The 18,079-nt window shown below is 54.3% G+C and carries 19 protein-coding genes, 1 tRNA gene and 2 pseudogenes; 5 read left to right on the plus strand and 17 right to left on the minus strand.

From position 1 onward, the window contains the following. Positions 1–110: 110 nt before the first annotated feature. From queD to Q9J32_RS04550, 4 genes and pseudogenes are all read right to left on the minus strand, one after another. Positions 111–533, minus strand: a complete 423-nt coding sequence (gene queD / locus Q9J32_RS04535; protein ID WP_301884032.1) for a 6-carboxytetrahydropterin synthase QueD — start codon at positions 531–533, stop codon at positions 111–113. A gap of 6 nt (positions 534–539) precedes the next feature. Next, entirely contained in the window at positions 540–1,058 is a 519-nt protein-coding gene (locus Q9J32_RS04540) for a DUF1543 domain-containing protein (protein WP_301884034.1), read from the minus strand. Positions 1,059–1,085: 27 nt separating this feature from the next. Continuing rightward, positions 1,086–1,745 carry a 7-cyano-7-deazaguanine synthase QueC gene (queC, locus tag Q9J32_RS04545; protein ID WP_301884037.1) on the minus strand — a complete coding sequence of 220 codons (660 nt, stop codon included), beginning with the start codon at positions 1,743–1,745 and terminating at the stop codon, positions 1,086–1,088. 183 nt (positions 1,746–1,928) lie between these two features. Continuing rightward, positions 1,929–2,133: pseudogene (locus Q9J32_RS04550) on the minus strand (NAD(P)H:quinone oxidoreductase); the annotation flags it as partial. A 154-nt stretch (positions 2,134–2,287) separates the two neighbouring features. On the opposite strand from Q9J32_RS04550, the gene Q9J32_RS04555 reads away from it, so the two are divergent. From Q9J32_RS04555 to argC, 3 genes are all read left to right on the plus strand, one after another. Continuing rightward, positions 2,288–3,538 carry a YihY family inner membrane protein gene (locus Q9J32_RS04555; protein ID WP_301884040.1) on the plus strand — a complete coding sequence of 417 codons (1,251 nt, stop codon included), beginning with the start codon at positions 2,288–2,290 and terminating at the stop codon, positions 3,536–3,538. 3 nt (positions 3,539–3,541) lie between these two features. Continuing rightward, on the plus strand, positions 3,542–3,991 hold the full coding sequence (locus Q9J32_RS04560; RefSeq protein WP_301669256.1) for a DUF6636 domain-containing protein: 450 nt from the start codon (positions 3,542–3,544) through the stop codon (positions 3,989–3,991). Positions 3,992–4,064: 73 nt separating this feature from the next. Then, entirely contained in the window at positions 4,065–5,108 is a 1,044-nt protein-coding gene (gene argC / locus Q9J32_RS04565) for an N-acetyl-gamma-glutamyl-phosphate reductase (RefSeq protein ID WP_301884044.1), read from the plus strand. Positions 5,109–5,260: 152 nt separating this feature from the next. Here argC and Q9J32_RS04570 read toward each other — a convergent pair. The 4 genes and pseudogenes from Q9J32_RS04570 to grxC all read right to left on the minus strand — a co-directional run. After that, positions 5,261–5,377: pseudogene (locus tag Q9J32_RS04570) on the minus strand (IS5/IS1182 family transposase); the annotation flags it as partial. A 430-nt stretch (positions 5,378–5,807) separates the two neighbouring features. Beyond that, positions 5,808–7,850, minus strand: a complete 2,043-nt coding sequence (gene recG, locus Q9J32_RS04575; RefSeq protein WP_301884045.1) for an ATP-dependent DNA helicase RecG — start codon at positions 7,848–7,850, stop codon at positions 5,808–5,810. A gap of 85 nt (positions 7,851–7,935) precedes the next feature. Beyond that, the gene (gene secB, locus Q9J32_RS04580) at positions 7,936–8,379 is read right to left on the minus strand and encodes a protein-export chaperone SecB (RefSeq protein WP_003754271.1); all 444 of its coding nucleotides are present in this window, start codon (positions 8,377–8,379) and stop codon (positions 7,936–7,938) included. Positions 8,380–8,399: 20 nt separating this feature from the next. Continuing rightward, complete coding sequence (gene grxC, locus Q9J32_RS04585) at positions 8,400–8,657, minus strand: glutaredoxin 3 (RefSeq protein WP_002214462.1); 258 nt, start codon at positions 8,655–8,657, stop codon at positions 8,400–8,402. A 213-nt stretch (positions 8,658–8,870) separates the two neighbouring features. On the opposite strand from grxC, the gene rng reads away from it, so the two are divergent. Continuing rightward, positions 8,871–10,364 (plus strand): ribonuclease G, encoded by a 1,494-nt coding sequence (gene rng, locus Q9J32_RS04590; RefSeq protein ID WP_301884048.1) that lies wholly within the window; start codon positions 8,871–8,873, stop codon positions 10,362–10,364. 34 nt (positions 10,365–10,398) lie between these two features. On the opposite strand, the gene Q9J32_RS04595 is transcribed toward rng, so the two are convergent. The 3 genes from Q9J32_RS04595 to Q9J32_RS04605 form a co-directional block, all read right to left on the minus strand. After that, positions 10,399–11,649, minus strand: coding sequence for an ATP-binding protein (locus Q9J32_RS04595; RefSeq protein WP_301884168.1), 1,251 nt, complete (start codon positions 11,647–11,649; stop codon positions 10,399–10,401). A gap of 81 nt (positions 11,650–11,730) precedes the next feature. Then, positions 11,731–12,405, minus strand: a complete 675-nt coding sequence (locus tag Q9J32_RS04600; RefSeq protein ID WP_301884049.1) for a response regulator transcription factor — start codon at positions 12,403–12,405, stop codon at positions 11,731–11,733. 114 nt (positions 12,406–12,519) lie between these two features. Beyond that, positions 12,520–13,092, minus strand: coding sequence for an NADPH-dependent FMN reductase (locus Q9J32_RS04605; protein ID WP_301884051.1), 573 nt, complete (start codon positions 13,090–13,092; stop codon positions 12,520–12,522). A gap of 158 nt (positions 13,093–13,250) precedes the next feature. Here Q9J32_RS04605 and dacB point away from each other — a divergent pair, with 158 nt between their 5' ends. Then, a complete protein-coding gene (gene dacB, locus Q9J32_RS04610; protein WP_301884052.1) occupies positions 13,251–14,660 on the plus strand; it encodes a D-alanyl-D-alanine carboxypeptidase/D-alanyl-D-alanine endopeptidase in 1,410 nt (469 codons plus the stop codon). Positions 14,661–14,814: 154 nt separating this feature from the next. Here dacB and Q9J32_RS04615 read toward each other — a convergent pair whose 3' ends face one another. From Q9J32_RS04615 to Q9J32_RS04640, 6 genes are all read right to left on the minus strand, one after another. After that, positions 14,815–14,970, minus strand: coding sequence for an MmcQ/YjbR family DNA-binding protein (locus tag Q9J32_RS04615; protein WP_301884053.1), 156 nt, complete (start codon positions 14,968–14,970; stop codon positions 14,815–14,817). A 268-nt stretch (positions 14,971–15,238) separates the two neighbouring features. Next, positions 15,239–15,314: transfer RNA gene (locus Q9J32_RS04620), tRNA-Asn, on the minus strand. A 92-nt stretch (positions 15,315–15,406) separates the two neighbouring features. Next, positions 15,407–15,766 (minus strand): roadblock/LC7 domain-containing protein, encoded by a 360-nt coding sequence (locus Q9J32_RS04625; RefSeq protein WP_003710368.1) that lies wholly within the window; start codon positions 15,764–15,766, stop codon positions 15,407–15,409. A gap of 20 nt (positions 15,767–15,786) precedes the next feature. Beyond that, positions 15,787–16,431: a hypothetical protein gene (locus tag Q9J32_RS04630; protein ID WP_003710371.1), complete on the minus strand. Its 645-nt coding sequence runs from the start codon at positions 16,429–16,431 to the stop codon at positions 15,787–15,789. A gap of 1 nt (position 16,432) precedes the next feature. Next, a complete protein-coding gene (locus tag Q9J32_RS04635) occupies positions 16,433–16,969 on the minus strand; it encodes a GTP-binding protein (RefSeq protein WP_003710372.1) in 537 nt (178 codons plus the stop codon). A gap of 11 nt (positions 16,970–16,980) precedes the next feature. Further along, positions 16,981–18,078, minus strand: coding sequence for a DNA-binding transcriptional response regulator (locus Q9J32_RS04640; protein WP_301884055.1), 1,098 nt, complete (start codon positions 18,076–18,078; stop codon positions 16,981–16,983). Between the last annotated feature and the right edge of the window lies 1 nt (position 18,079).

Below are 18,079 nucleotides of genomic sequence, written 5' to 3' on the forward strand. Positions count from 1 at the left end.
ATTTTTAAATATTCCTGATAAATCAAGGTCTGGATTCCCTCCTGCGCGGGAATGACGCGGTTGGGCATGTCTTATTTGAATTTACTATATCGATACGTTCAAGATATTCCCTACTCCCCTTCATACTCCGCACACGATGTCGGCGTTTCCCACAATTTCACGCGGCACACGTTCAGCCCCGCGTTTTTCAAACGGTCGTACATTTCGACCGCCATATTTTCGGCAGTGGTGCGGCAGGGCAGGCGCAGGGTTTTCATGTTCCAACCCTCCAAAAGCGCGGCGATTTGGCATTCGCGCCCGTTGCCGCCGTGGTAGATGAAGGCGTGGTCGAAGGGGTCGGTAATGTGTTGTTTGACGATGGCTTTCAAGTCGGTAAAGTCCATCACCATACCGTCTTTCGCGCCGCCTTTGATAATGCCGTCTGAAACGGTGATTTCGAGTTTGTAGGTATGCCCGTGCAGGTTTTGGCATTTGCCGTCATGCCCGTCGAGCATATGCGAGGAGTCGAAGGTGAAGATTTTGGTGATTTTCATGGGTTCTCAAATGGGCAAATAACCTTGAAAGCCGATTTCGGCAGGCTTGCCGTGCGGATTCGGGGTCAGGCGGATATGGAAATTGCCGATGCGGTCGAGCGCAAGCAGGTTGTCCACGTCTTTTAAGTTGTCTTTATGTTGCTGAACATGGTCGGTCAACAGGGTTTGCAGGGCTTTTTGTTTGGCTTCGGCAGGCGTGGCGGCGGCGAACAACCCGAAAGCGTGCGCTTCGGCGAGCTGCCCTGCGCGATAGCCGCCGACATTGGCAAAATACAGGCGCGGGGCGTGTTCAGACGGCATTGCGGTATGTTCTTCCGCCTCCCGTACGCAGACATCGTAACCGTCCGCCCATTCGACAATCTGCCAGCCGTCGATGTGGATTTTGTCCGCATCGCCGAACCATGCGGCTTTGAGCGCGGGGATGGCTTCGCGGTAATCGTCGCACACGGCAAATTGGATGTCGTGCACTTCGATATTCGACCGGCCGGCATTGCCGCCGAGGTAAAACATATGGAGCTTGGGCATATCGTATTCCTTGTGCTTTGCGCGCGTTCAGACGGCCTTTTTACTTTCCAGATATTCCGCCAGCCCGCGTTCGCGCAAGATACAGCTCGGGCATTCGCGGCAGCCGCCGACGATGCCCTTGTAGCAGGTGTGGGTCTGTTCGCGGATGTAGTCCAACACGCCCATTTCGTCCGCCAACGCCCACGTTTGCGCCTTGGTCAGGTACATCAGCGGCGTGTGGATTTGAAAATCGTAGTCCATCGCCAGATTAAGGGTAACGTTCATCGATTTGACAAACACGTCGCGGCAGTCGGGATAGCCGGAAAAATCGGTTTCGCACACGCCCGCGATGATGTGCCGGATGCCCCGCCCTTTGGCGTAAATCGCGGCGTAAAGCAGGAAAAGCGCGTTGCGCCCGTCCACAAAGGTATTGGGAACGCCGTTGTCGGCGGTTTCAATGGCGGCAGCTTCGTCCATCAAGGCGTTGTGCGTAATCTGCCGCATCAGGCTCAAATCGAGTACGGTCTGACTGACACACAAATCCTGCGCGATCCACTCTGCGCGTTCCAGCTCGACGGCGTGGCGTTGCCCGTATCGGAAGGTGATGGCTTGGACGTTTTCGCGCCCGTAGGTTTGGATTGCCTGAATCAGGCAGGTGGTCGAATCCTGACCGCCCGAGAAGATGACCAAGGCTTTTTGGTTTGACATATCGAATCCTAGTTTTGGTAACGCGGGAGGTTTGCGAACCGCGAAGTTGGACAGTAAAGACGCGGATTATACAGGCAAACGCGTTCAGACGGCATCTGAACGCCATGCCGTCCGAACACGCGGCTTATGCCGACTTGACGGCAAGCTCCGCAAGCGTCTGCCTTGTGCGAAGGAGATATTGTTTTCTTCGGCGGTCGGGACGGGACCGCTGTCGGGAATATCTTTTTCGACGGCTTCGCAGACGGCGGACACTTTGGGGACGGTAAGCAATACGGCTTCGCAACCTTCAACGCTGTCGATGCCGCGAGCGATTCGGCGGGCGGGATTGCGGGTGCTGCCGTTTTGGGAACAGTAGAGGACGAAGATTTTGAGGGGGATTTGGGTTCATAGGCGGATTCCGTTAAAATGGTTCGGTCTTCAGACGGCATAACGGTTGTCCCAATGCCGTCTGAAACAGCCGCAGTTCAGGCATTTGTTCCTGACGGCAAAATTGGCTATAACATCGGGCATCAACGCCCAACCTACTGACCGGGCAAGAAATTATGACCTTTTTACAACGTTGGCAAGGTTTGGCAGACAATAAAATCTGTGCGTTTGCATGGTTCGTCGTCCGCCGCTTTGATGAAGAACGCGTACCGCAGGCGGCGGCAAGCATGACGTTTACGACGCTGCTGGCACTCGTCCCCGTGCTGACCGTAATGGTGGCGGTCGCTTCGATTTTCCCCGTGTTCGACCGCTGGTCGGATTCGTTCGTCTCCTTCGTCAACCAGACCATTGTGCCGCAGGGCGCGGACATGGTGTTCGACTATATCAATGCGTTCCGCGAGCAGGCGAACCGGCTGACGGCAATCGGCAGCGTGATGCTGGTCGTAACCTCGCTGATGCTGATTCGGACGATAGACAATACGTTCAACCGCATCTGGCGGGTCAATTCCCAGCGTCCGTGTATGATGCAGTTTCTCGTCTATTGGGCTTTACTGACGTTCGGGCCGCTGTCTTTGGGCGTGGGCATTTCCTTTATGGTCGGGTCGGTACAGGATGCCGCGCTTGCCTCAGGTGCGCCGCAGTGGTCGGGCGCGTTGCGGACGGCGGCGACGCTGACCTTCATGACGCTTTTGCTGTGGGGACTGTACCGCTTCGTGCCAAACCGCTTCGTTCCCGCGCGGCAGGCGTTTGTCGGGGCTTTGGCAACAGCGTTCTGTCTGGAAACTGCGCGTTCCCTCTTCACTTGGTATATGGGCAACTTCGACGGCTACCGCTCAATTTACGGCGCGTTTGCCGCCGTGCCGTTTTTCCTGTTGTGGCTGAACCTGTTGTGGACGCTGGTCTTGGGCGGCGCGGTGTTGACTTCTTCACTGTCCTACTGGCGGGGCGAAGCGTTCCGCAGGGGGTTCGACTCGCGCGGACGGTTTGACGACGTATTGAAAATTCTGCTGCTTCTGGATGCGGCGCAAAAAGAAGGCAAAGCCTTGCCTGTTCAGGAGTTCAGACGGCATATCAATATGGGCTACGACGAGTTGGGCGAGCTTCTGGAAAAGCTGGCGCGGTACGGCTATATCTATTCCGGCAGACAGGGCTGGGTTTTGAAAACGGGGGCGGATTCGATTGAGTTGAGCGAACTCTTCAAACTCTTCGTGTACCGCCCCGCCGCCCAAAACAAAGACAAAGCCAACCAAACCGTCGATACCGTCATGCAGCCCTGTCTGCAGACGCTCAACATGACGCTGGCGGAGTTTGACGCGCAGACCAAACAAACCGTTTCCCCCGATTCCCCCACAACATCCGGAGGATAAGCCATGTTGTGCAAAACCTTCCTCATCCTTTCCGCAACCCTCGCCTTCGCGCACGCATACGCCGATGCGCCCGACGGCATTTTCGTCGTCAATTTCCAATCCCCGAGCGGCAACATCGTCTGCGGCGGCGACACCGAACCGCCGGAAGGCGAAGAACCGTGGCACGGCGTATCCTGCTTCATCCGCGAAACCGACAATACCAAACCCGCCATGCCGAAACCCAAAGGATGCGGATTCGACTGGGGCAATGTGTTCAACATCGACAACAAAGGGAAAGCCTACATGAGCTGTTACAGCGACTACCCGTACAGCCCCGAACCGCCCGTCCTCGCCTACGGACACACCGCCAAAGGAAAAGGCTGGCAGTGCGGCAGCCTTGAAAACGGCGTACTCTGCACCAATTCGGGCGGACACGGCTTCCTGCTCAACCGCAAATGGCAGCGTATGTTTTAAAACAGAATGCCGTCTGAACCGCAGTTTTGCAGCGTTCGGACGGCATACCCGCCAACCACACAAAGGAAAAACCATGAGCAAAAAAATCAAAGCCGGCATTGTCGGCGCGACGGGCTACACGGGCGTGGAACTGCTGCGCCTGCTTGCCGCCCATCCCGATGTCGAAGTTGCCGCCGTAACCAGCCGCAGCGAAGCGGGAACCGCAGTTGCCGATTACTTTCCAAGTCTGCGCGGCGTGTACGGCCTCGCCTTCCAAACGCCCGACGAGGCAGGTTTGGAACAATGCGACATCGTCTTCTTCGCCACGCCCAACGGCATCGCCATGAAAGACGCGCCGCGCCTGATTGAACAGGGCGTGCGCGTCATCGACCTCTCCGCCGACTTCCGCATACGCGACATTCCGACCTGGGAACACTGGTACGGCATGACCCACGCCGCCCCCGGCCTCATTCCCCAAGCCGTGTACGGATTGAGCGAACTCAACCGCGAAGCCGTCGCACAGGCACGCCTCGTCGCCAACCCCGGCTGCTACCCGACCTGCGTTTCCCTGCCGCTCGTGCCGCTGTTGCGGCAATGCCGTCTGAAGCCCGGTATGCCGCTGATTGCCGACTGCAAATCCGGCGTGTCCGGCGCGGGCAGGAAAGGCAATGTCGGTTCGCTGCTGTGCGAAGCCGGCGACAACTTCAAAGCCTACGGCATAGCCGGACACCGCCACCTGCCCGAAATCAGGCAGACCATCGCCGGGCTTCAGGACGGCATCGCCGAAGGATTCGTGTTCACGCCTCACCTCGCGCCGATGATACGCGGCATGCACGCCACCGTTTACCTCCACCTTTCAGACGGCAGCGACCCCGAAACCGTCCTGCGCGACTACTACCGCGACAGCCCGTTCGTGGACATCCTGCCTGCCGGTTCGACACCCGAAACCCGCAGCGTGCGCGGAAGCAACACCTGCCGCATCAGCATCCGTCAGGCGGCGCAATCCGATGTGTGGGTCGTCCTTTCCGTCATCGACAACCTCGTCAAAGGCGCGGCGGGTCAGGCGGTGCAAAATATGAACATTATGTTCGGACTGGAAGAAACGCACGGCTTGGGCGGCATCCCCCTGCTCCCCTGAAGCGCAAACGGCAAACCGCAGGCATCGTGCCTGCGGTTTTTTGATGCCGTCTGAAAGCGACGGTTTTTTTTAGGGCTCGGACGGCTTTCGGCTCATCATTCCGCGAAAACAACAATCTGAAATCCCGTCATTCCCGCAAAAGCGGGAATCTATAGTGGATTAAATTTAAACCAGTACAGCGTTGCCTCGCCTTGCCGTACTATCTGTACTGTCTGCGGCTTCGTCGCCTTGTCCTGATTTAAATTTAACCCACTATAGTTTATCCGGTTTCAGCAATTTCCGACACATTTCCACACGCTTCGATTCCGTCATTTCTCCGGTTTCAATCATTTCCGATAACACCGTGGTTTTTCATTTCTAGATTCCCGCCTGCGCGGGAATGACAGCGTAGGGCTTGCCGTTTTCCCGATAAGTCTCTGCGGCTTCCCATTGCCGGATTTCCGCCCACTTGGGAATAACGGGATTTGAAATCATGAAAATGTGTCAAAAATAATATAGTGGATTAACAAAACCAGTACGGCATTACCCCGCCTTAGCTCAAAGAGAACGATTCTCTAAGGTGCTGAAGCACCAAGTGAATCGGTTCCATACTATTTGTACTGTCTGCGGCTTCGTCGCCTTGTCCTGATTTTTGTTAATCCACTATAAAAAATCAGATTTCCGTTACACTTTTTTCTAATATTTCAGACGGCATTTTGCTCACACGCCCAAATACCCTTCCCTGCCGGAAAGCCACCGCGCCAGATGCGCTTCGACGATTTCAGGGTTTTGTTCAATCAGCAAAGGGGCGGTTTCGCGCGCCTGTTCCAAGAGGTGCAGGTCTTCTTCGAGGTTGGCGAAGCGCAGCATGGGGACGCCGCTTTGGCGCGCGCCGAGAAATTCGCCGGGGCCACGGATATTGAGGTCTTGGCGGGCGATTTCGAATCCGTCGGTGTGTTCGTAGATGACTTTCAGCCGCGCTTTGGCGAGTTCGCCCAAGGGTTCGGCAAACAGGAGGACGCACACGCTTTCCGCCGCGCCGCGCCCGACCCGACCGCGCAATTGGTGAAGCTGCGCCAAGCCCATGCGCTCGGCGTGTTCGATCACCATCAGGGCGGCGTTGGGCACATCTACGCCGACTTCGATGACGGTGGTGGCAACCAAGACGTTCAGACGGCCTGCGGCAAACTGAGCCATGACTTCGGCTTTTTCGGCGGCTTTCATGCGCCCGTGTACCAAGCCGATGTTGAGTTCGGGCAAGGCTGCCTGAAGCTGGACTAGGGTTTCGGTGGCGGTTTGCAGTTGGAGGGTTTCGCTTTCTTCAATCAGCGGGCAGACCCAGTATGCCTGCTGCCCTTTGCGGCAGATGTTGAGGACGAAGCCTTCGACTTCGGCGCGGCGGACGTTGTTGACGAGGCGGGTTTTAATCGGGGTGCGCCCGGGCGGGAGTTCGTCAATGACGGACACGTCCAAGTCGGCGAAGAAACTCATGGCGAGCGTGCGCGGGATGGGGGTGGCGGACATCATCAGCTGGTGGACGTCTCGTCCTTTGTTTTTGAGGGCGAGGCGTTGGGCGACGCCGAAGCGGTGTTGTTCGTCCACAATCACCAAGCCCAAATTTTGGAACTCGACGTCGTCTGAAAACAGGGCGTGCGTGCCGACAGCGATTTTGACGGTGCCGTCGGCAAGTTTGGCTTTGGCTTCGTCTTTGGCTTTTTTGCGCTGGCTGCCGGAGAGCCAGACGACTTCAAGGTCCAACGGCTCAAGCCATTGTTTGAACTTGATGAAATGCTGTTCGGCAAGGATTTCGGTCGGCGCCATTACAGCCACCTGCGCGCCAGACTCAATGGCAGTCAGCGCGGACAAGGCGGCGACGATGGTTTTGCCGCTGCCGACATCGCCTTGCAGCAGGCGGTGCATGGGGTGGGTTTGTGCCATATCGCGGCGGATTTCGGACACGACTCGTTCTTGTGCATCGGTCAGGGCAAACGGCAAGGCGTGGCGCAGAGCTTGGGTCAACGTGCCGTCGCCGCCCAATGCTGCCGCGGTGCCGCTGACGCGCTTCTGCCGCGCCAAGCGCATGGAAAGCTGTTGCGCCAAAAGTTCGTCGAATTTAAGCCGCTGCCATGCGGGCAGCGTGCCGTCTGAAAGTTGATGAATCGTGAAACTCGGCGGCGGCGAATGCAAAAGGCGCAGGCTTTCAGCAAGGTGCGGCAGTTTCAGACGACCTAATAAAGCATCAGGCAAGGTGTCGTGCAGCGGCGTAACGTCCAACGCCGTCTGAATGATGCGGCGCAAAGTGGGCTGGTTCAAACCGTTTACGGTCGGATAGACGGGCGTGAGGCTTTCCGCCAAACCGCTGCCCTCGGCATCGCGGATTTTGGGATGAATCATCTCGTCGCCGTAAAAGCCGTGTTTGATTTCGCCCACGGCGCGGATGCGTTTGCCGACCGCCGTCTGCTTCTGATGGCTGGCGTAAAAGTGGATGAAGCGCAGGAAAAGGACGCTGCCGGAGCCGTCGGCGATTTGGACAATCAGCTGCTTGCGCGGTTTGAACGTTACTTCCTGATGGATGACTTCGCCCTCGACCTGACACGGCACGCCGATCGGCGCATCCTTAATCGGCATGATGTGCGTCTCATCCTCGTAACGCAACGGCAGGTGCAACACCAAATCCCATGCGGTATGGAGGTTGAGTTTTTCGAGCTTCTTGGCGGAAACATCGGTAATTTTGAGCTGTTTTCGGGTTTCGGGCGACATCATAGGCAGATTCCTTTGGACGCGCCTATTTTATCCGAAAACAAAAATGCCGTCTGAAACGGATTCAGACGGCATCGGCAGGCAGGAATCAAGCTCCGGCGGCTTCGGCTTCCTGCTGTTGTTGGTAAATCGCCTCAAAATTAATCGGCGCGAGCAGGACGGGCGGGAAGCCGGCGCGCGTTACCGTACTGGAAACGGCTTCGCGCGCGTAAGGGAAGAGGATGTTCGGACACGCCACGCCGAGCAGCAGGTCGGCATCTTCTTCGGGGATGTTTTCCAGACGGAAAATACCGCTTTGGGTTACTTCGTTCAAAAACATCGTGCGCTCGTTATCCAGCTTGGCGGTAACGGTTACGGTAACGTCCACGTTGTAGTAGCCGTCTTCCAGCTTTTGGCTGCCGGTGGAAACGCGCATATCCACTTCGGGCTCGCCCTGTTCCAAAAAGATTTGCGGCGCGTGCGGCACTTCCAAAGACAAGTCTTTGACATACAGTCGCTCGATGCTGAATACGGGTTGCAGTTCTTCGCTCATTTTGTTTTCCTAGTTGGGGGTTAAGGGTTCAGCAGTCCGTCCAGCCCGCCTTCCTGCTGGAGGCGGTAGAGGTCGGTAAATCCGCCGACGTGCGTTTCGCCGATGAAAATCTGCGGCACGCTGCGCTGTCCCGAAAGCTGCTGCATTTCGGCAAAGGCTTCGGGGCTTGCATCGACACGGATTTCGTCGATATGTCCGACACCTGCCGCGTGCAGCAGCCTTTTCGCCATCGTGCAGTAGGGGCAAAACGGACCTGTGTACATGGTAACGGTCTGCATATTGGGTTTCCGAAAATTTTGCAATGATAATCAATATAGGGGCATTTCCCCCGTTTGGCAAGTGCGGAACAGATGCACGTTCAAACGGCATGTGCGGAGTGTGTCAAACTTTCTTTTTTAAAGTATGATAGGCATTGTGAAAAATATTTTTGCGCCCGCGCTGCGCGGCGGAACGGGTGCAAAAATATTTTTATTACATTTTCAGGAAAAACCATGTTGTCAGGACTCCCCATCCCCAAAGACATCGCGCGCCCGCCCGAAACGATATTGGTCAACATCACGCCGCAGGAAACGCGCGTGGCGGTGTTGGAGGAAAACAATATCTGCGAGCTGCACATCGAGCGCAACAGCGGGCATAGCCTGGTCGGCAATATCTATCTGGGCGTGGTGCGCCGCGTGCTGCCCGGAATGCAGAGCGCGTTTATCGACATCGGTTTGGAACGCGCTGCGTTTTTACACATCGTCGATGTCCTCGAACAACGCCGCAACCCCGAAGAAACCCAGCGCATCGAACATATGCTGTTTGAAGGGCAGTCGGTTTTGGTGCAGGTCATCAAAGACCCCATCAACACCAAAGGGGCGCGGCTTTCCACCCAAATCTCGCTGGCGGGGCGTTTCCTCGTCCATCTTCCGCAAGAAGACCACATCGGCGTGTCCCAACGCATCGAAGACGATGCCGAACGCAGCAGCCTGCGCGAGCGTCTCAACAAGCTCCTGCCGGAAAAGGCATGCCACGGCTACATCATCCGCACCAACGCCGAAAACGCCACCGACGAACAGCTCCAGTCCGATATCGACTACCTGACCAAAGTGTGGGAACACATCCAAGAACAGACAAAAATCCAACCGCCGGAAACCCTGCTTTATCAGGACTTGCCTTTAAGCCTGCGCGTGTTGCGCGATATGGTCGGCTGCGACACGCAAAAAATCCTCGTCGATTCCACCGTAAACCACGGGCGCATGACGCGTTTTGCCGAACAATACGTCCACGGCGCATTGGGCAGGATAGAGCTGTTCAAAGGCGAACGCCCGCTGTTTGAAACCCACAACGTCGAACAGGAAATCGGCCGCGCCCTGCAACCGCGCGTCAACCTCAACTTCGGCAGCTACCTGATTATCGAGTCCACCGAAGCCATGACCACGATAGACGTGAACACCGGAGGCTTCGTCGGCGCACGCAATTTCGATGAAACGATTTTCCGCACCAACCTCGAAGCCTGCCACACCATCGCCCGCGAATTGAGGCTGCGAAACCTCGGCGGCATCATCATCATCGACTTCATCGATATGGCGCAGGAAAGCCACCGCGAAGCCGTGTTGCAAGAGCTTGCCAAAGCCCTCGCCTTCGACCGCACGCGCATCACCCTGCACGGCTTTACCCATTTGGGGCTGGTCGAGCTGACGCGCAAACGCTCGCGCGAAAACTTAAGCCAAGTCCTCTGCGAACCCTGCCCTTCCTGCCAAGGCAGAGGCCGTCTGAAAACGCCGCAAACCGTGTGCTACGAAATCCAGCGCGAAATCGTCCGCGAAGCGCGCCGTTACGATGCCGAAAGTTTCCGCATCCTCGCCGCTCCCAACGTCATCGATTTGTTTTTGGACGAAGAATCGCAATCCTTGGCAATGCTGATAGATTTTATCGGCAAACCGATTTCTCTGGCGGTCGAAACCGCTTACACACAGGAACAATACGATATTGTGCTGATGTAAAAAATGCCGTCTGAAGCCTTCAGACGGCATCTGTCTATTTCAGGGCTTCCTTGTCCAACAAGGCGCGTATCAGCAGGCCGTGTCCGAACCTGCGGCTGTCGGACAATTCCAAATATCCGCCGTATTTTTTGGCAAGCGTGTCGGCGATGGACAGACCCAGCCCCGTCCCCTGCTGCTCCGTTCCCAAAATACGGTAAAACGGATCGAGGACACGGGCGCGTTCGGATTCGGGAATGCCGTTCCCGTTATCTTCCACCCACACGGCAAGATATTTCCCTTCGTCCGTGAAACCCAAATCTATCCTGCCTTCGGGCGGCGTATAACGTACCGCGTTGTCGGCAAAGGTTTTAATCAGCGTATAGATTTCCGTTTCGTCGGCAGACACTTCGACATCGCCTCCGACTGCCACACCGATGTCCTGACGTTTTTCCAAAGCCAGCGGCATCAGTTCCTGCAACACTTGGCGGAAACGGCTTTGCAGACCGAATGTCGTTTTCGTCAGAGGGGTTTCGTCCGACTGCGAACGCGCCAGTACCAAAAGCTGCTCGAGCAGGTGTTTGTTGCGCCTGATGCTCTGCTGCAAAACGGCGGACTGCCGCGCCGCTTCGGGCGGCAGAGGCATATTGTTGAGCCGTTCCGCCTGAAGGGAAAGGGCGGTCATCGGCGTACGCAACTCGTGTGCCGCGTCGGCGACAAACCGCTGACGGTGGCGGATGTCTTCATCCGCACGTTTCAAAAGCAGGTTGATGGCGGTTACGAAACCTCTGATTTCACTGGGAATATTGTCCACGCTCAAAGCAGACAGGTCATTGATTCGGCGTTGTTCGAGACTTTGCGACAATTTGCGGACGGGGCGCATGGCTTTGTGCGTAATCCACACGGTCAGCAGTATCATCAGCAGCAGTGCCGCCAACAGGGGCAACACGCTTTGCCGTGCCGCATCCGCCGCCAAATCTTCACGGTATTCGTTTTCCTGCATGACGGCAATCCGTCCCTGTTCGGTCGTGCGGATATAGACGCGGTAATAATCGTCGTCCCCGTCCGCCTGAAGCGTGTGCAGACCGTCCGCCAGATGCGCGGGCAGGCTGACAACAGGGTCTTCCTGCTGCGGCATCTGCACGAAAATGCGCGTATCGCCGTCGCCCTCGGGCAAAGTTTCGGGTTGGGAATCGGGGGCGACGTACAATGCCGCCTGACGGAGCAGGTCGTCCTGCAACTCTTCCGTTTCGTGGAAGGTTTCGTAGTAGGAAAACATACCTGCAAGCATTGCCAGCGGAACAAACATCCAAATCAGGGCAAGGCTGATTCTGACCTGAAGCGAATGTTTTAAAATTTTAAAAAAACGGTCCGGCATCTTCGTTCCTATTCAGACGGCATCTTGACGCGGCATCAGCCAGCCGACACCGCGCACATTTTGTATGCTTTCCTTACCCAGTTTCTTACGCAGCGCGTGAATCAGAAAATCCACCGCATTGCTTTCGACTTCCTCACCCCAACCGTAAACCTTGTCCTCCAAATCCGAGCGCGACAGAATGACACCCGGCCTCGCCAACAAAGCCTGCAATACCGAAAACTCCTTATTGCTCAACGCAACCTGCCGCCCTTCGGCAACAATTTCCGCCTGATACGTTGCCGGATTCAGCGAAATCACGCCGTTGGACAGGCAAACCCGTCCCTGACCGCCGCCGCGCCGCAACACCGCCCGCATCCGCGCCTTAAGCTCCGCCATATCGAACGGCTTGACGATATAGTCGTCCGCACCGCCGTCCAAACCGTTCAGACGGCTGTACAAATCATCCCGCGCCGTAACGATCAGCACGGGGACGGTACAGCCTGTCGCGCGTATTTCCGACAAAACATCCAAACCGTCCCGCACCGGCAAACCCAAATCCAGCAGCATCAAGTCATAAGGCCGGGCAGCGGCCGCCGCCGCAACCTGCGCGCCGTTTTTGACCCAATCCACCGCATAGCCGCCGTCTTTCAAACTTGCCGACACCGCTTCCGCAATCATCGCATCGTCTTCCACCAGCAAAACACGCATCAACTTTCCCTTCAAAATAAACCGTGCCTATTCTAACACCCCAAAATTAGCCGCAATTTAGCGGCAACAAAAAACCGCAGAACCAAGATTCTGCGGTTTTTGACCGTTTCCAACCTATTTTGCGTGTTTCTCCACCAGAGAGACAAACTGATTAATATATGACTGAACAAAATCCCTCGCCGAGTCGATTAATTTGCCTTTTTCATCAAACAGCGTCGGCGAATTGCCCAAAAACACTTCCGGCTGTCCGGTTACGGGCATATCGAAATAAGACAGGGCAAGGCGCAGGTTTTTTTGCGAACTGTACCCGCCCATCTTGCCGACGGAATGGCTGATGATGCCGGCAGGTTTGTTTTTCCACGCCACATCGGCATTCGGTTTCGAGCCGATGTCCACCGCATTTTTCAAACAGGCGGGAATGGTGCGGTTGTTTTCGGACGTAACGAACAAAATGCCGTCTGAAGCCTTAATCGTTTCGCGGAAAGCCGTGTAACTTTCGGGCAGCGGCACATCTTCCACCGCAGGGTCGTCATAATCGAAATTGTAAAGCGGCAGATGTCCGATTTCGACGATTTCCGCCTGCCAGCCTTCGGGAAACATCTCCGCCGCATTCAATGCCACTTTGCGTGCAAACGAAGCACGGCGCAGGCTGCCCACCAAAATACTGATTTTCTTAGCCACAATCATTCCTCCTGAATATTAAGTTTGTGCGTTTCAATCATTTTATAATGATAACGATTATTATATATGTGATTTCCCCTGCAAACAAGCCGGCCCGCCGCCACGGCGTTCCCACTTATCTGGCTTTGCCTTATAATTGCTTTTTTTATGTAACAGATTCACCTATGAATTTCCCCAAAACAGCGGCCTCCCTGCTGCTGCTTCTCGCCTCCCTCGCCGCACACGCGCTCGATACGGGGCGCATTCCGCAAAACGAAATCGCCGTATATGTCCAAGAACTCGGCAGCGGCAGGGTCGTCATCGACCACCGCGCGGATGTCCCCGTCAATCCCGCGTCCACGATGAAACTCGTTACCGCGTTTGCCGCCTTCAAAACCTTCGGCAGCAATTACCGCTGGGCGACCGAGTTTAAAAGCAACGGCAAAGTGAGTAACGGCACGCTGGATGGCGATTTGTATTGGGCAGGCAGCGGCGACCCCGTTTTCAATCAGGAAAACCTGCTTGACGTTCAAAAACAGTTGCGCGACAAAGGCATACGCAATATCACGGGGCATCTGATGCTCGACCACAAGCTGTGGGGCGAAGTCGGCAGTCCCGACCATTTTGAAGCCGACGGCGGCTCGCCGTTTATGACTTCCCCCAATCCGACTATGCTGTCTGCCGGTATGGTTATGGTGCGCGCCGAACGCAATGCCGCCGGCAGTACCGACATCCTCACCGATCCGCCTTTGCCGCATATTTTCACCCAAAACAACTTGAAAATTACCGCCTCCCAAGCTGCCTGCCCTTCGGTCAAAAAACTGATGCGCGCATCTTTTTCGGACAATACGCTGAAATTGCGCGGCAATATTCCCGAAAGCTGTTTGGGCAAGCCTGTCGGTGTCCGGATGTTCGCGCTTGACGAACTGATCCGGCAAAGTTTTACCAACCACTGGCTGCTGGGCGGCGGACGGATTTCAGACGGCATCGGCATAGCCGACACACCGGAAGGCGCGCAGACGCTTGCCGTTGCACACGCCAAACCGATGAAGGAAATTTTGACAGACATGAACAAGCGTTCGGACAATCTGATTGCGCGTTCCGTCTTCCTCAAACTCGGCGGCAACGGCAAACTGCCCGCCGTTTCCGAACAGGCGGCGTCTGCCGTCCGGCGCGAACTTGCCGTATCGGGCATCGATGTTGCGGATTTGGTTTTGGAAAACGGTTCGGGTCTGTCCAGAAAAGAAAGGGTAACAGCGAGAATGATGGCGCAAATGTTGGAAACGGCTTATTTCAGCCCGTTTGCACAAGATTTCATCGACACACTACCCATCGCCGGCACAGACGGAACTTTGCGCAACCGCTTCAAACAAAGCGGCGGGCTGCTGCGTCTGAAAACCGGCACGCTCAACAATGTCCGCGCATTGGCAGGCTACTGGCTGGGCGACAAACCGATGGTCGTCGTCGTCGTCATCAACAGCGGGCGCGCCGTTTCCCTGCTGCCTGATTTGGACAACTTCGTTGCCAAAAACATCATCTCCGGCGGCGACGGCTGGCTGGATGCGAAACTGATGTGCAAAGAACGCCACGCCTGAACGGACAAAAATATAGTGAATTAACAGGTTACCGCATTGCCGTACAGTTTGCAGTTTCACCGCCTTGTTCCGATTTCTGCCGACCCACGATAAAATGCCGTCTGGACTTGACTGCACCCTATAAGTTGGGGCAGTGCAAGTTCAGACGGCATTTTTATTTTTCCATCAAATCGTAGCCCCAATCCAACAGCATCAATATTTCATCCGTTTCCGCACCATAATCCAACACGATACCGACCCAATGCTGCTTGTTTATATGGTAATTTTCTCCCCACCTCAAAACGGAAACCATATCAGGATTACTCTTCACATTAATGGATGTTACCCCTCCATCCCCTGCAAACCCAAACGGCTTTTGGCAATCCTCCCGATTAGTGCATACCATTTCCCCCTATTCCCACCATGCCTCAACACGGCAGAATCGGGATATTTTATAAGAACCGTGCCGCATTGCTTCTCTGCGTATTCTAAAATCCGCCTTGATTGGGTAACAACTTTCCCTCCATAAAAGAATGCCGTACCGGATTCTCTGACAAAAACAAAACCCTCTAAGAAAATACTTAGAGGGTTTTGGAATTTGGCTCCCCGACCTGGGCTCGAACCAGGGACCTGCGGATTAACAGTCCGTCGCTCTACCGACTGAGCTATCGGGGAATAAGCGCGAATAATAAAACAGAAATACCGAACGTGTCAATATAAATTTACAATCGATTGCACTTTATCTGCAAGCCCGCAATCTTTATATGTTATATGGCTTCCGCAATATGCCTTGCCGCTCGTTTGGCATCCAATAGGATTAAACCAAGTTTGCCGGTTTCTTTTGCCATCAGCACCAACACGGCATCTTTACCCGCCTGACTTAAAAGGATATAGCCTGATTTTCCTTTAATCATCACTTGTTCCAATTCCCCGCAGGCGAGTTCTTGCACCGAACGGCTGCCTAAAGCAAGCAAAGTAGCAGAAATCGCCCCTACCCTGTCCGAATTCAAATGTGAAGGAAGCATTGTCGCCATCGGCAATCCGTCGGTTGAGATAACGGCAGATGCGACAATATCCGGAGATGTGTTGTTCAAGTCTTCCAAAACCGAAATTAATAATTGCTGCATAAACCCTCCTATCCCAAGTTTTACACACGGTTGCTGTAACGGCGGTATAAAATCCTGACCAAAGTAACAAATGCCTCTTTGCTCAAGTCCGGAATACCGCCGATGACCAAAATAAATTTGGTTGAACCGATATACAATGGGAAAAATGTCAATTCGCTCTGACCAGAAGGGTCGCAAACGCCCCAAGCGTTATTGTTGATATACAGGTTGTTCTTAATCAGCAGCCGGTGTTTCTTTTCCATCTGTGCAACTTCTGCCGCCAGCAACCCCAACTCTTCAGCCGCCTCATGATGGAAATTGGCATTGGCAAGATACAGGCCGTTCCGATCGACCAATAATGCCTTACCACTGCCGGACAACTGCTCCATCAACAGCGGCAATTGCTCGTCCGACAGATTGATGCCGTCTGAATGACCGTTTTCATCGCCATAAAGGAATTCGAGTTTTTGCAAACGATACAACAGGTTCAAAGCGGTATCGATGTCGGCGGTGTCCGCCCAGGCGAGCAGCTTCTCACTGCTGACCACTTCGTCCGCATCCGCTTTCAACAGGCTGTGCAACAAGGTTTTACCGGCACTGGGGGTATCGCTGGATACGGCATAAAATGCACCGGCAGGAGTCAGGCGGGGATATAAATTTGCTTGTAGTGAAAGTGTTGATTCCATATTAAACCTCCAGTCCCGGATCAATAGAAAATAACATTGCGCTAACCAATTGCTTTACGTCATCTTCCTTACGGGCATCAATTTCAAAAACCGGAACATTAAGATTATGTTTTGCAAGATATTTGTGATACACGTCGATACCGGGCTGAGAGCGTATATCCATCTTGGTAATACCGACAACGACGGGTGCCTTCTCCAGCAGCCCTCGAAACGAATGCAAAAAGAATTCCAAATCTTTCAATGGGTTGGTTCTGGCATTATCTAAAAGCAAGACCAAACCCATACTGCCTTGGCTTAAGATTTCCCACATAAAGTTGAACCGTTCCTGACCGGGCGTACCATATAAATGGACTTTGGTATCCTCATCCAAGCTGATGACCCCGTAGTCCATCGCCACTGTCGTATTCCTTTTCCTATCCAAAGTCATATCGGATGCGGAAGCATCGGTCTGGACGGGTGCTTCATCCGAAATAGCCGCAATGGCGGTGGTTTTCCCTACGCCGACAGGTCCTGTGAAAATAATTTTATTTTCTCTCATCTCTCTGCCTCTTAGCTGCCCAACAGTTTTTTCATCAGCCTTTGAAGAAGGCCGCGCGGCTGGGATTGGGATGGTGTCGTGATTTTTTCCGCTTTTTTCACCATTTCACTATCAGAGGCAGAATCGGCCCCGATATTTATTTTATCCGCCATATCGGAGTATGCCTGTTGTGAAACCGTTTTTAAATCTACCGACAAAAACCCGGTTATATAGGTTGCTGCAAGATAATTCAGAATATCATTGAGGTTTAAAGGCATCACTTTATACAACACATTAAGGTTGACGGATGCCTTGGTCAGAAATGCCGACAAGCGTATCGATCCCGGCACATTTGCCAACCGGGTCAGGTTCGGCCAAGATTTCAACGTAAACGGAGTATCGGGAGAAATCGGATAAATCAACCTGCCCTGCGCCGTCCAAATGGAAAACTGCCACATACAGGACATAATGCCTACTTTAGCCTTTTCGCGCCATTGCGGGTTATCGGGAACAGTCTTGCAACAGACCTGCAAATTTTCGTCTTTGCACAATTCTTCGAGTTTTTGCACACTTTCTGTCAGCAAAACCCGTTGTATCGAGGGGAAAACAATAAGGACCGGCTTATTTCCATGCAAGATAGCGATGTCCCGCCTGTTCTTTTCCGCAAACCGCAACGCCCCCAATAATCCTTTATTCGGGTTAAACCGGCGTATCGTAACCGTACGCTGCACATTCCCGTTGTTTTTCGCTGACCGGTCTGCGGGTGCAATAAACGATTTCCCATAAACATTCTCGCCCTGCAACAACTTGCGGAGCATAGGAAACAATGTTTCAAACCGAATCGGTTTGGGCAGGTAGGGAACTTCAGAATCGGGAACTTTCTCCGAACAGACGGCGACGGGTATATCCTTATAACGCTCGGCAAGCTCTTTCCAAAGTTCAAAACCGCCCTCGGCATCGGTATCTGCCAAAACCAAATCGGGCACGGCACTGCCGTCTGAAGGGGATACTGTTTCATAACGGGTGGTATTGTGCATTTTGAATGCCATTTTGAAAACGGATTCCTGCTGCGCCGTCATCCCCGCCAACATTACGCGTACTGTTTTAATTTTCGGCAGTTGAACTTCCATT

This window comes from Neisseria uirgultaei (assembly GCF_962719845.1).
GTDB lineage: Bacteria > Pseudomonadota > Gammaproteobacteria > Burkholderiales > Neisseriaceae > Neisseria > Neisseria bergeri.

Excerpts from the sequence above, each read along its gene's own strand:
- queD (WP_301884032.1), bottom strand. The coding sequence starts at position 533 with ATGAAAATCACCAAAATCTTCACCTTCGACTCCTCGCATATGCTCGAC.
- Q9J32_RS04540 (WP_301884034.1), bottom strand. The coding sequence starts at position 1,058 with ATGCCCAAGCTCCATATGTTTTACCTCGGCGGCAATGCCGGCCGGTCG.
- queC (WP_301884037.1), bottom strand. The coding sequence starts at position 1,745 with ATGTCAAACCAAAAAGCCTTGGTCATCTTCTCGGGCGGTCAGGATTCG.
- Q9J32_RS04555 (WP_301884040.1), top strand. The coding sequence starts at position 2,288 with ATGACCTTTTTACAACGTTGGCAAGGTTTGGCAGACAATAAAATCTGT.
- Q9J32_RS04560 (WP_301669256.1), top strand. The coding sequence starts at position 3,542 with ATGTTGTGCAAAACCTTCCTCATCCTTTCCGCAACCCTCGCCTTCGCG.
- argC (WP_301884044.1), top strand. The coding sequence starts at position 4,065 with ATGAGCAAAAAAATCAAAGCCGGCATTGTCGGCGCGACGGGCTACACG.
- recG (WP_301884045.1), bottom strand. The coding sequence starts at position 7,850 with ATGATGTCGCCCGAAACCCGAAAACAGCTCAAAATTACCGATGTTTCC.
- secB (WP_003754271.1), bottom strand. The coding sequence starts at position 8,379 with ATGAGCGAAGAACTGCAACCCGTATTCAGCATCGAGCGACTGTATGTC.
- grxC (WP_002214462.1), bottom strand. The coding sequence starts at position 8,657 with ATGCAGACCGTTACCATGTACACAGGTCCGTTTTGCCCCTACTGCACG.
- rng (WP_301884048.1), top strand. The coding sequence starts at position 8,871 with ATGTTGTCAGGACTCCCCATCCCCAAAGACATCGCGCGCCCGCCCGAA.
- Q9J32_RS04595 (WP_301884168.1), bottom strand. The coding sequence starts at position 11,649 with ATGTTTGTTCCGCTGGCAATGCTTGCAGGTATGTTTTCCTACTACGAA.
- Q9J32_RS04600 (WP_301884049.1), bottom strand. The coding sequence starts at position 12,405 with ATGCGTGTTTTGCTGGTGGAAGACGATGCGATGATTGCGGAAGCGGTG.
- Q9J32_RS04605 (WP_301884051.1), bottom strand. The coding sequence starts at position 13,092 with ATGATTGTGGCTAAGAAAATCAGTATTTTGGTGGGCAGCCTGCGCCGT.
- dacB (WP_301884052.1), top strand. The coding sequence starts at position 13,251 with ATGAATTTCCCCAAAACAGCGGCCTCCCTGCTGCTGCTTCTCGCCTCC.
- Q9J32_RS04625 (WP_003710368.1), bottom strand. The coding sequence starts at position 15,766 with ATGCAGCAATTATTAATTTCGGTTTTGGAAGACTTGAACAACACATCT.
- Q9J32_RS04630 (WP_003710371.1), bottom strand. The coding sequence starts at position 16,431 with ATGGAATCAACACTTTCACTACAAGCAAATTTATATCCCCGCCTGACT.
- Q9J32_RS04635 (WP_003710372.1), bottom strand. The coding sequence starts at position 16,969 with ATGAGAGAAAATAAAATTATTTTCACAGGACCTGTCGGCGTAGGGAAA.
- Q9J32_RS04640 (WP_301884055.1), bottom strand. The coding sequence starts at position 18,078 with ATGGAAGTTCAACTGCCGAAAATTAAAACAGTACGCGTAATGTTGGCG.